Genomic DNA, 11786 nt, shown 5'->3' with positions numbered 1-11786 from the left:
GAGCTGAAGATCCACGACCAGGCTGTTTGGTAACCGTTCAAACTTGACTTTGGAGCGCTGCTGCCGAGCCGACGGGCTGGGATCCCACCTGTTGCCGCCGGCTTTGCCAAAGCCAGTAGCCCCGCAGCAGTTGGCTATCCCCGATGAGCTTCAACATCACCGCCACCGTCATACTTGTCCAACTGAGAGGGCCAAAGGCAGCGCCTGCTGCAGCCAGCAGCGCCAACCCCGAAAGATTGAGCCCCAAGCCTTGCACCCACATCCACCAGACGGTCTCGCGCTCCGACATTGGCCGGCTCCTAGAAACGGAAGAATTGGATAGCCCTACTCTCCTGGATCTGAGGCGAGGTGGGGATATGGCCAAGCCTCAGCCCAGATGCCCAAAGCTGCATACTTCGGGGGGCGTTATGTCCAGGCCTAGCCCAGCCACGCCTGCAACCGCGCCAGAGCCAGCCGCTTTTGGGCAGCAGAGCTTACCGTACCTTCTGTGAGCCGATTGAAGCCGTGCACCAGCCCCTTGCCTCCCAAAGCCACCAGCGTCACCCGATGGGTTTGCCCCGGCTCAAAGCGCACCGCTTGGCCGGAAGGAATGTTGAGGCGCATGCCAAAGCTGGCGGCGCGATCGAACACCAGAGCCCGGTTCACCTCGAAAAAGTGAAAATGGGATCCCACCTGAATGGGCCGATCCCCTCGGTTGGTCACCTCCAGGGTCACGCTGGCCCGTCCGACATTGGCTTGGATGGGATCCTCTGCCAGCAGCAGCTCCCCCGGGATCAGAACCGGTGCAGGGTCCGCAGCAGGCGGGGTTTTGGGTTGGCGAGCCATGGTGGCAACCTCCTGAAGTCTGTGAGTCGTTGGGGGATCCTTAGAAAGCAGCTAGCGAATGGGGTGGTGCAGGGTCACCAGCTTGGTTCCGTCGGGGAAGGTGGCCTCCACTTGAATTTCCGGGATCATCTCCGGGATCCCAGGCATCACGTCCTCTCGGCTCAGCCAGGTCAGCCCCTCGCTCATCAACTGGGCAACCGTTTTCCCTTCCCGTGCCCCCTCCAAAACGGCTGCGCTCAGGTAGGCCACCGCCTCGGGGTAGTTGAGTTTGAGGCCTCGCTGCCGCCGATCCCGAGCCAACTGGGCCGCCAGGTAGATCAACAACTTGTCTTTCTCCTGGGGAGACAGGTACATGAGGTCACCTCAAAGATACAAAACGATACAGAAGAGACGGCAGGGCGCCACGTTAGCCTAGAGTTGATTTAACTTGTACCACCTCTGGGCCAACAAGAGGCTCCCAAGTTGTATGAGGAACCACCCGCCCTTCTCCAGCACTGACGGTCTCGGTACCCGATGTTGCATCTTCCTTCCTGGGCAGCCTCTCCTGAAAGAGTAACAATAGATAAATAGGTGTAGTAGTCGTCAAGGTTTGTTTAGATTTGTATCTCGGCCCTGAGTTGATTTATCTTGGAGCAATTTACCGGCTTTGTTTAGCAGTTTCCTTTGATATGGATTGACTAGGTTCTTTTGATGAGCTATGAAACTCGAACTGACTCCCAGACAGCGCAAGATTCTCTGGGCGACGGTGCGCAGCTACATTGCGACGGCTGAACCTGTCGGTTCCAAAACCTTGGCTCAGTCTTATAACTTTGGGGTGAGCACGGCCACCATTCGTAACGACTTGGCCACCCTTGAGCAGGTTGGGTTACTGTTTCAGCCCCACACCTCCGCCGGGCGGGTTCCTTCCGACTTTGGCTATCGGGTCTATGTAAACGATCTGTTGACCTCTGCCAACATGGATGGGATCCCCTGCGATGCTCCTCAGCCGGATCCCCATCCTGCTCTGCAGCAGTTGCTGGATCAGCTTGGCCGCGAGCTGGGCGACGACCTGGACAGTCTTCTACAGAGGGTGGCCCAGCTTTTGGCCCATCTGAGCGGCTGCATTGCTCTGATCACCCCACCCCAGGGGCCGGTGGTGGCCATTCACCACGTGCAGTTGGTGTCGGTGGCGCCAGGGCGGGTGATGGTGTTGGTGGTTACCGATTCTTATCAAACCCATTCGGCCTTGGTCAGCCCACCCGAGTGGCCCAGCGACTGCCAAGAGGATCTGGAAGATGAATTGCGATTGCTCAGCAACTTCCTCACCCTGAAGCTGCGGGGCAAGACTTTTGCCGAGTTGCAGGATTTGAGCTGGCTGAAGCTGGATGAAGAGTTTCGCGCCTACAGCCATTGGCTGCAGCAACTGCTGCGCTCGGTGGTACAACGCTATCTGCGGCCATCTCTCGGGCAGGTGTTCAGTGCCGGCATGACAGAGCTGATGCGTCAACCGGAGTTTTCCCAAGCCCGGCAGGTGCAGGCGGTGATGCAGTTGATCGAGGAAGGGGCGGAGCAACTCCAGGGAATGATTGGGCTCCATTTGACCGATGGGGGCTCAAGGGGGAACGATTCAGGACAGCCCGACCGCAATATCCCGGTGATCATCTACATCGGCAGCGAGAACCCGCTGGAGTCTTTGCACCACTGTACGGTTATCGCTGCCACTTACCACCGCCGCTCGGCTCCTCTGGGTACTGTCACCTTGCTGGGGCCGACCCGAATGGCCTACGAGCGCAGCATTGCGGCTGTGCAGGCGGTGGCCTCTCACCTGACTCGGGCTCTTGCTTAGGGGGGCAGGGTCTGGGCTGCACCCGAGCAATAGCAAGCTGTGACCAGGCTCTCTTCTTTTCACCTGCGGGTACAACACGCCATCCGGCAGCGGCAGCTTCTTCACCCCGGCGAGCGCTTGCTGGTGGCTTTTTCCGGCGGTCAAGATTCCTTTTGCCTGCTCCAGATCCTGCGGGATCTGCAGCCTCGCTGGGACTGGAAGCTGTTTGTCCTGCATTGTGATCACCGTTGGTCGGCGGACGAAACGGAGTGTGCCCGCTTTTTGCAGCGATGGCTGCAGCAGCAGGGGCTAATCCATGCCGTTGCAACTGCGGATCCCATCCGCCGAGATGAGGCAGGGGCCAGGGCTTGGCGCTACCAACAGTTGGACAAATGGGCCCGCATTTGGGAGTGCAGCGCCGTGGTGATGGGGCATACGGCCAGCGATCGCGCAGAGACGTTGTTGTGGAATTTGCTGCGGGGGACAGGAGCCGCCGGGCTGAGCAGCCTAGATTGGCAGCGCCGCCTGGACGAGCGGGATCCCACCTCTGCCCGGTTGGTGCGCCCCCTGCTGGGCCTTTTTCGTTGGGAAACCGAGCAATTTTGCCGGCAGCACCAGTTGCCGGTCTGGCCGGATCGCAGCAACCAAGATCTGGCCCATGGCCGCAACCGCCTCCGCCTAGAGGTGATGCCCTACCTGAAGCAACACTTTAACCCCCAACTGGAAGTGGCTCTGAACCGAGCTGCCACGCTGCTACAAGCAGAACACGAGCTGGTGGTAGCCCAGGCAGATCAGCTCTGGGCGCAGGTGTATGAGCCCACTTTGCCAGGGCTGCGACGGGATCCCTTGCGGGCCGCCCCCTTAGCCCTGCAGCGACAGGTGATGTTCCGATTTTTGTCCCTGGTGCTGCCCCACCACCCCACCTTTGATCAGGTGGAAGCCGGGATCCAGCTCTTAAAAGCAGGCCGCGGCAGCCGCAGCCCCGACTATCCAGGTGGGAGCTGGCTAGAAGTGAAAGAGGATCACATTTGTTTTGTTTCCATTAATTCCACTTCCCCGAAAGGAAGCAACTCTCCCCGACTATAGCCCTTACCCAATCCAGGGGCCCAGATCGACAGGGTCTCGTTTTGGGCTGCAATTTCCCCTCACTTTTTGTCGCCGAGGGGCCTGAAACCCTTGCCCAGCAAGGGATCGACCGGGTCAACGGAAGAATCAGGGTTTGAGGGTTGTCGCCGACCCTGTCGCTGAATTTTGGGTATAAAGCTTTACAAGGATCCCGGTGCTGCTGTTGAGGTGGCCTGGGATGGGCTCCTGAGGGGTGGGCTAAGACGGTCTTTCTAGGGATCCAGGACATAGCGATCCTGGGAGAGGAGCTTGTTGCCGCGATAGACGCTCACCTGCAAATGCTGGGGATCCAGCCGCTGCTGCTCCACGCGGATGGGGGAGATCTGGAGGGCGTGGCGGGATCCCCGTCCCAGCACCGACACGATGAGATTTTGGCCGCGGATCTGAAGGTGCAGGCGCACCGGCCAAGGGAAGGGGTTGCGCAGCTTGAGGTCGGCCAAGCCGTACCAAACGGTGGCATCCAGGCCGGGGGGCACCGACTCCACGGGGCGGTAATGGGGGTGCCTTTCCACCACTTCCAGCCCCGCCAGCAGAGCAGCGTTGTATAGGCTGGAGGAGACTTGACAGATCCCGCCCCCAACCGAATCCAGGGTTTCGGCCACCATGAATACCGGCGCAGGCAGATAGCCCCGCTCGAGGGTGCGCGGCCCTACCACCTGGTTGAAAGAAAAAACTGCCCTTGGCTGAATGTAAACCCCATCCAGGCTTTGGGCAGCCTGGCGAATGTTGTGGAGCTGCGAGGGAGTGCGCTCCTGCAAGGAAGTGGTGTATCGGCTCAGGGTGGTTGGGGTGGGATCCGTCCACCACAGAGCCAGCAGGGCCAACCCCACCGACAAAGCCAATCCCCGCATCTTCCCTTTCACTTTTCCCAAGACACCTTGGCTTTCAAGAGAACCTCACCCTGGGGTTGGCGAGGGACGGCAGCGGCTTGGGCCGTAACCAGCACCTCTTGGGGGCGGGCGCCCTCTGGCAGCGGGTGTGGCGGGCGCAAGGCCACAAGTGCGGATCCCTGGGCATCCACCTGAAAGGTGCCGCAGTGGAGGATCTCGCCGTCGTCCAGCTTGAGCCAGAGGTGGTAACGCTCTCCAGGGGCCGGTTGGGGCAGATCCCTTGCCGCCAAGACCACCTCCTGCCACTCTCCTGGGCGCAACAGCAGGTTGGCCGACCCCACCTCTCCCTGCAAGTTCACCAGACGGGATCCCGGCTGTTGCAAGAGATGGGACAATGTCCGCACCGATTCTAGCCGGGCCAGTTGCAGCGCCTGCCGCAGTCGCCAGTTGTCGAAAACCAGCAAAGCCAAGGCCCCTGCCGCCAAGCCCCCTACCCAGCGCCACTCAGCCGTGAGGCGACCGAACCCCAGAGAGGACAGTGCCGGCTGAAGAGGGGTCAGCGCCTCCTCAATGCCCGCCTCTGCCATCACCTTGCCCCGCAAGCTGGCCGGCGGAATCACCCCTGGCAACCCATAGGGCAGCAGATGCAGAGTTTCTTGCAGGGCCTGCAACTCTGCCAGCAACCGCGGGTCTTGGGTTAGGCGTGCCTCCAGGGCGCTTGCCTGTTCAGGAGACAAGTCCCCCAGCAGATAGCCGGCCAGTTCTTCCTGTGCTTCTGATGAAGGGGGCGAGGCGGCTTCAGACCCAGAACTTAACTCCAAGGAGAGCGATTCCCGCAACTTGCAGAGGGCCTGGCGAGTGCGGGCTTTAACCGCCTCCAGCGGGATCCCCCAGTGTTGGGCAATGTCCGCCTGGCTCAACCCCTGGTAGTAGAGCAGCTCGAGAACCTGCCGTTGGCTTTCCGGCAGTTGGCTGAGGGCCTCCTGCACCGCTTGCCGTCGCTCCTCGAGGGAGAGCTGCTCAAAAGGGATCGGAGCACTGCCATCGGCGGCGAGCAGGGGTTGCCAGTGTTTCAAAAAACGTTGATGGCTATCCTGGGAGCGCAGACGCTCAATGGCTCGCGAACGGGTCAACGCACACAAAAAACTGCTCACGGATCCCTGCCGCGGATCATAGTCGGGCTTGTGCCACAGTTCGACAAACACCGCCTGAGTCAGATCTTCCGCCTCGGCCGCATGGCCCAGGATCTTAAGGGCCAGCCCACAGATCAAGCCGGCATAGCGATCGTAGAGTACAGCCAGGGCAACAGAATGCCCTGCTGTGAGCGCTTCCATCAGCTCCACATCGCTGCGGGATGGCCAATCCCTCACCCGCTCGCGCCAGGGAGACGGAGTCCTTGGTTGCTCAGCCATGCTACACCCAGCGTCGTCCCACAGAAACGAAGATAGACCTGATGAAAGCCTATCCCCTCAGCCGCGGCGAGCCGCCCACTCCAGCCCCAGCAGAGCCGTGTTCACCAGCAAGGCCAGGGATCCCACCGCTAGAGATCCAGCCCAGATTTTGTCGTAGCGACCGGCCTGGGCAATGCCCTCAAAAAGCAGGGTGCCCAGCCCCCCTGCCCCAAACTTGGCCCCCACCGTGGCAATGGCAATGGCCACAATTGCCGCCAGCCGCAAGCCGGCCAGGGCAACCGGCAGCATCAGGGGTAGCTGCACCTGCCACCACCGCTGCCAGAGGTTCATCCCCAGACCCTTGGCTGCCTCCAGAAGAGCCGGCTCCACTGATTGCAAACCCACGTACAGGTGGCGCACCAAGATCACCTGCGAGTAGAGCACCATCGCCACCACCACCGAGCGGGCATTGAGCCCGAACCAAGGGATCAGCAAAATGATTAGAGCCAGGCTGGGCACCGTGTACAGGATGCTGAGGATCCCCATCAGCGGTAGGGCTAGCCAGCGCACGTGGTGAACCAGCAAAGCCAACGGCAGCGCCAGCACCAGCGCAATCCCCAAGGCCGTCGCCACCATTGCTAGGTGCTCTTGGGTAAGCTGCCACACCAAGCCGGGATGGCGGAGAAGGTAGCTCATGCGGATCCCCCCTCCAGCATGGCCAGATGGCGGATGTGATCCAGGGTAACGATGCCGATAGCCCGCCCGTCTTCCCACACCGTGAGAGCCGCCGCCCCCGTGCGCAGCAGCAGCGACAAGGCCCGCCGTAGGGTTTCGTGGGGCTTTACCACCGCCCCCTCCTGGATCTGGTGGTTGTGCGGGATCCGCTCCATCGCCGTTTCCACCCGCAGCACGCTCAGTTGCCGCACCATGTCGTCTGCCCCCAATAGCTCTCTGACAAAGGGGGTGGCCGGCTGGGTGAGCAGTCGAAAGGGAGTATCGAACTGCACCACTCGCCCCTGCTGCATCACCAAGATGCGATCTGCCAGGCGCAGCGCCTCTTCCACGTCGTGGGAGACGAAGAGGATGGTCTTTCTCAGTTGCCGCTGCAGGCGCAGGATCTCATCTTGTAGCTTGCTACGGGTGATGGCGTCGAGGGCCCCAAAGGGTTCGTCCATCAGCAGCAGATCCGGATCCCCGGCCAGCGCCCGCGCCAGCCCCACCCGCTGCTGTTGGCCGCCTGAGAGTTGAGCCGGGTAGCGACGTCGGTATTCTTGGGGGGGCAAGTTGACCAAGCTGAGCAGCTCGTCCACTCGCTCGCGGATGCGCTCCCTTGGCCAGCCCAAAAGTCGCGGCACCACCGCCACATTCTGGGCCACCGTCATGTGGGGAAACAACCCCACCTGCTGGATGACATAGCCGATGCGCTGGCGCAGCGCCGTCACCGGAAAGTGGCGGATATCCTGCCCATCCAGGCGAATCTGTCCTTGGGTGGGCTCCAGCAGCCGGTTCACCATCTTCAGAAGGGTGGTTTTGCCGCAGCCGGAAGGGCCGAGGATGACCACCAACTGGCCTGAGGCCACAGAAAAACTGCACTCCTCCACAGCCGGACGGGAACTGTGGGGGAAGCGCAGCGATACCCGCTCGAATTCAAGGGTGCTCACGCCGGGGCCTCGGGCAACGGCTATTCCTTCAAAATACCGGCCTCCACCAAGAAGGATCTCGCCACCTCTGCCGGCTCCTTGCGCTTGCCGCTCACCTCGTAGTTCAGCCGCTGCATCACCTCGTCCGTCAGCAACGGAGCAAGGGCGTTCAAAGCAGTGGCGATGCCGGGGTTGGCCTCCAGGGTATCTTTGCGCACCACCGGCGCCACCTGGTAAGGGGGGAAAAGCTGCTTGTCGTCCTTGAGCACCACCAGGTCAAAGGCGGCAATTTCCCCGTCAGTGCCAAAGGCCACCGCCACATCCGCCTCCCCATTGACCAAGCCCTGGTAGCGCAGGCCGGGATCCACCGCCTTGTAGGCTTTGAGGCGAAAGTTGCCGTAGACCGCTCGCAGTCCCGGCAGGCCGTCTTCGCGGGCTTGAAACTCCGGCGGCCCGATCATCACCAGCTCGCCTGCTCTGGCCACCATGTCTGAGAGGGTAGTGATGCCCAGCTCCGCCGCTCTGGCGCGGGTCATGGCCAGGGCCTGGGTGTTGTTCATGGGGGCCGGATCCAGCCAAACCAGTTGGAACTGGCGCTCGTACTCGCGGGCCACCGTCGCGTATACCTGGGCCGGGTCACTGCTGCTGGGCAGCTTGAGCACCGTCAGCAGGCCGGTGCCAGTGTACTCCGGGTAGAGATCGATCTCGCCGCTCAGCAGGCCGGCATGGGCCACCGGCGTTCCCCCCAGGTTGAGCTTGCGCTCCACCGCCAACCCCGCCGCCTCCAGAGCCAAGGCGTACATTTCCCCCAAGATAAACTGCTCGGTGAAGTCCTTAGAGCCGACCACAATCGGTTTGGCAAGGCCCGCTTGAGGGGCAAGAACAAGGGCGGCCAGCCCCGAGAGGGCCAGCAGAGCCAGGCGACGAGTGGTTTTGAGCATGGCAAAAGGGATCCCCAACTCGAGACAAGCGGCCCTGCCGAGAGTGTTCCGGCCTGGGCCAGGAAGTTGCGACTGTTAAGCCACCATTAAACCATTATTGTCCCCGATCCGTAACTGCAAGAGCGACAGCGGCACTACCGGCATTGCCCCGCCCCAGAGCCTCAACCCCATCCCATTAGCCTCTGCCGGGGGCCGGGAACGATCCGGTGACGGCCCGGATCTTCTGCCGCCGCCCAGCTCGCTCGATCTCCAGCTCCAGGGTGCTGCCCACCTCGGTGCGCTCCACCTCCTGTTGCACTTGGTCGGCGGTGGTGACGGCGCGGCCATTGATGGCAAGAATGATGTCTCCGGCGCGCAGGCCCGCCCGCTCTGCCGGGGATCCCTGGATCACCTCGCCGATGAGCACCCCCTGATCCACCGTCACGAAAATGCGGCTGTTGGGATCCTGGTTGAGACGTTCCTTCAGGTCGGGGGTGAGGGTGAGCATACGGATGCCCAGGTAGGGGTGATCCACCTTGCCGCGGGCGATCAACTGGTTGGCCACCCGCTGGGCTGTCTCGATGGGAATGGCAAAGCCCAGCCCTTGCGCCCCTTGGATGATAGCCGTGTTCACCCCGATCACCTCCCCTTGAGCATTGAGCAGGGGGCCGCCTGAGTTGCCGGGGTTGATGGCCGCATCCGTCTGGATAAAAGACACCCGCTTGTCGGGCACGCGGATCTCGCCGCTGGAGCGGCCCAAAGCGCTGATGATCCCAGCGGTTACGGTGTTGTCCAGCCCCAGGGGGTTGCCGATGGCAATGGCCCACTGGCCCGGCTCCAGCAGTTCGGAGCGGCCCAGCTTCACCGTCGGCAGGTTCTGGGCCTCGATCTTCACCACCGCAATGTCCGTCACCGGATCGGTGCCAATTACTTTGCCGTCAAAGCTGCGGGTATCCTTGAGCGTCACCGTCACCTTGTCGGATCCCTCGACCACATGGGCGTTGGTGATGATCTGGCCGTCCGGGCTGATGATAAAGCCGGAGCCAGTGCCCTGTTGCCGCCGTTGGCGGGGGATGGAAGGGATCGCTTGGCCAAAGAAATCCCGGAAGAAGGGATCGCTAAAGAACTCCTCTGGAAAAGCGCCCGGAACGCGCACCGTCCGCTCGGAGTCGATGCGCACCACCGCCGGCCCCACCTTTTGCGCCACCTCGGCGATAAAATTCAGGTTCAGTTGGGGCGGGGTTGCCGTCGTTTGCGCAGATACTCCGTTGCTTCCCATGAGAGCTGCTCCTAGCCCAATGCCCAAGAGCACCAGCAGCAGCGGCGAGAGAAGAGACTTAAGAACGGCCAAAGGCTCAAAAAAGGAACGAACTCCGTCCTGCTGATGCAAACGGGCAGGTTGAGCAGAAGCTTCTGAACTGGGAGAAGGTTGGCCCGGCATGGATGTGCTGCGCTTCATAGCTACCTGAGTCAAGGAAGAGAAGAGCTGGGAGCGCAGAAATACCTTGGCCCCCTGCGAAACCTAGGGCCTAATCTAGCATGGACAGCAGGGATCCCAAGGCGGCAGCCGCGGCGCTTTTCCGTACTTCCATCTGGGTTGAAGAGCAGCGGAATCTGCTTGCCTGGAGTAGCCACCCTATATCCAACTGGCTTTGATGGGGATAGAAGGCCAGACAGGGCTGTTGTCCCCAGCTTTGGCCGGCTTACAGCTAACGTAGAAGTGGTAGATCGGGGGTAAGACCATGACCAACCCAGCCCGTCGTCTGTTGGCTCCTCTACTTGCCGGTTTTCTCTGGCTACCGGCAGCCACCCCGGTTTTGGCGCAAAGGGATCCCTTGCCGCCACCGCCCCCCGGCCAGGGATGGCGCCCGGTGAACCCCCTTCCCCCTGATGAGCCAAGCCAGCCCTTTCAACTGCAAACCACCTTGCTGTTGCGCTCTGGGGATCTCATCCAAGCCGTGCATCGCTCTCCGGAAGCCCTCTTGATTGCCCCTGGCGAAACCCGTGCCGTCAGCCTTAGCCTGGAGACTCCCCTGCGGGATATCTACGGCAACATGGTCGTGCCGGCGGGAGCTATCCTAGAAGGCCAATTCCAGCCGGTGAGCGGCGGCACCCAGTTTGTCTCGCGGGCCTTGATCTTCAACGGCCAATCCTATCCTCTCTACGCCCAAAGCCAGGTAATCCCGCTGCGCAAGGATCCCCGCCACACTTCTGGGGAAGCGATCGTGCAAGATGCCCTGATCGGGGCGGCGGCAGGGGCGATCTTGGGCGGCCTGTTCGGCGACCGGGTGATCTCGACGGAGAAGGTGCTAGGTGGAGCGGCAGCAGGGGCCGTGATCGGCAATGTGACGGCGCCGGAGGTGGCGGTGATCGATCCCAACGCCAACTTGACCCTGACGGTCACCCAAGATTTCCAACCCTACCTGCCCTAGCCAGCTTTTGAAAACCCTGCTGGCCAGGGCTAGGAACCGGCGGCCAGCCGATCCCAAATCTCCTCGTGGGAGAGGCCCCTGCGCACCCATTCTTCGCAATTGTGCAGCCGCTGAGCCGTGCCGATGAGGAAGCGGTTGAGGTCGGCCCCCAAAGATTCGCAGGTGGTCTGCACACAGACCAGATCCCGGCCTGAGAGCAACGAGAAGAGGCCCGCCAGCATTCCTGCCTCCAGATAGCCGGCAGGCTCCCGCTGCGCAGACAGCTCCTCTGGGCTGAGGCTGGCACGAGCAGCCAGGGCAAAGCCGGAGTTGCGGATCCTAGCCTCCACCAAGCCGCGGTCAGCAGCGGAAAAATCCAGCTCTAGGCGTCCCCAGCCGTGGGTGGCCCAGAGCTCGCTGAGGGCATCCAGGAAGATCCCCAGCGGCAATTCCTGCAGCGGTTGCTGGTAGTAGCGGGAGAGTTCGTCTTCGATGCGGCGGAAAAATGCTTCTCCCCACTCGCGGCCACAGTTGTAGAGGATGACACGGGTGGCTTGCCCGGTCTCGTAGCGCAAGCCGGCGTAGATGGCTTCCAGGAGAGGCATGGGAAAGGCCGCCAGGCGGTATCCTCCCCGGCTGTAGAGCAGGCCGCTGTGGATGTCGGGACGGATGTAGTAGGCAGGGCTAAAGCAGTGGCCGGGCAGGATCTCTTGCAGGGTGATCATGGCTTTCCTCTCGGGGAGATGGACGGACTTGAGGGCGGCTGCAACTGAGGCTTTCACGGTCATTTCAAATAGCAACAAAATAGTTGGTTGCCTGGATCCCAGCTCCCCTCTCCCT

13 protein-coding genes are annotated in these 11786 nt (G+C 61.8%); 3 read left to right on the top strand and 10 right to left on the bottom strand.

Annotated elements, in window-relative coordinates; translation table 11 throughout:
• Nucleotides 1-37: 37 nt before the first annotated feature.
• From NW853_RS08315 to NW853_RS08305, 3 genes are all read right to left on the bottom strand, one after another.
• Nucleotides 38-289, bottom strand: coding sequence for a hypothetical protein (locus NW853_RS08315; protein ID WP_414334351.1), 252 nt, complete (start codon nucleotides 287-289; stop codon nucleotides 38-40).
• 128 nt (nucleotides 290-417) lie between these two features.
• The gene (locus tag NW853_RS08310; protein ID WP_414334374.1) at nucleotides 418-777 is read right to left on the bottom strand and encodes an urease subunit beta; all 360 of its coding nucleotides are present in this window, start codon (nucleotides 775-777) and stop codon (nucleotides 418-420) included.
• 99 nt (nucleotides 778-876) lie between these two features.
• Nucleotides 877-1179, bottom strand: a complete 303-nt coding sequence (locus NW853_RS08305) for an urease subunit gamma (protein ID WP_414334353.1) — start codon at nucleotides 1177-1179, stop codon at nucleotides 877-879.
• A gap of 343 nt (nucleotides 1180-1522) precedes the next feature.
• Between NW853_RS08305 and hrcA the strand changes: the two genes are divergently transcribed.
• Both hrcA and tilS read left to right on the top strand, forming a co-directional pair.
• Entirely contained in the window at nucleotides 1523-2650 is a 1128-nt protein-coding gene (hrcA, locus tag NW853_RS08300) for a heat-inducible transcriptional repressor HrcA (protein WP_414348776.1), read from the top strand.
• A 39-nt stretch (nucleotides 2651-2689) separates the two neighbouring features.
• Nucleotides 2690-3715: a tRNA lysidine(34) synthetase TilS gene (tilS, locus tag NW853_RS08295; protein ID WP_414334357.1), complete on the top strand. Its 1026-nt coding sequence runs from the start codon at nucleotides 2690-2692 to the stop codon at nucleotides 3713-3715.
• 251 nt (nucleotides 3716-3966) lie between these two features.
• Here the strand turns inward: tilS and NW853_RS08290 are convergent, their stop codons facing one another.
• From NW853_RS08290 to NW853_RS08265, 6 genes are all read right to left on the bottom strand, one after another.
• Nucleotides 3967-4605, bottom strand: coding sequence for a VanW family protein (locus tag NW853_RS08290; protein WP_414348775.1), 639 nt, complete (start codon nucleotides 4603-4605; stop codon nucleotides 3967-3969).
• Nucleotides 4606-4613: 8 nt separating this feature from the next.
• Entirely contained in the window at nucleotides 4614-5996 is a 1383-nt protein-coding gene (locus NW853_RS08285) for a sigma-70 family RNA polymerase sigma factor (RefSeq protein ID WP_414348774.1), read from the bottom strand.
• Between the two features lie 57 nt (nucleotides 5997-6053).
• Entirely contained in the window at nucleotides 6054-6671 is a 618-nt protein-coding gene (locus NW853_RS08280) for an ABC transporter permease (protein ID WP_414334363.1), read from the bottom strand.
• The gene (locus tag NW853_RS08275; RefSeq protein ID WP_414348773.1) at nucleotides 6668-7636 is read right to left on the bottom strand and encodes an ABC transporter ATP-binding protein; all 969 of its coding nucleotides are present in this window, start codon (nucleotides 7634-7636) and stop codon (nucleotides 6668-6670) included. The genes NW853_RS08280 and NW853_RS08275 overlap by 4 nt, the downstream gene beginning before the upstream one ends.
• A gap of 20 nt (nucleotides 7637-7656) precedes the next feature.
• The gene (locus tag NW853_RS08270) at nucleotides 7657-8556 is read right to left on the bottom strand and encodes a glycine betaine ABC transporter substrate-binding protein (RefSeq protein WP_414334367.1); all 900 of its coding nucleotides are present in this window, start codon (nucleotides 8554-8556) and stop codon (nucleotides 7657-7659) included.
• 175 nt (nucleotides 8557-8731) lie between these two features.
• Entirely contained in the window at nucleotides 8732-9976 is a 1245-nt protein-coding gene (locus NW853_RS08265) for an HhoA/HhoB/HtrA family serine endopeptidase (RefSeq protein ID WP_414334376.1), read from the bottom strand.
• 301 nt (nucleotides 9977-10277) lie between these two features.
• On the opposite strand from NW853_RS08265, the gene NW853_RS08260 reads away from it, so the two are divergent.
• The gene (locus NW853_RS08260; RefSeq protein WP_414334368.1) at nucleotides 10278-10967 is read left to right on the top strand and encodes a hypothetical protein; all 690 of its coding nucleotides are present in this window, start codon (nucleotides 10278-10280) and stop codon (nucleotides 10965-10967) included.
• A 29-nt stretch (nucleotides 10968-10996) separates the two neighbouring features.
• Here NW853_RS08260 and NW853_RS08255 read toward each other — a convergent pair.
• On the bottom strand, nucleotides 10997-11786 hold a 790-nt coding region (locus NW853_RS08255; RefSeq protein WP_414348772.1), incomplete at its 5' end, for a V4R domain-containing protein.

It is taken from the genome of Synechococcus sp. H55.11 (genome assembly GCF_047462475.1).
Lineage (GTDB): Bacteria > Cyanobacteriota > Cyanobacteriia > Thermostichales > Thermostichaceae > Thermostichus.
This window is presented reverse-complemented; position numbering and strand designations above follow the sequence as displayed.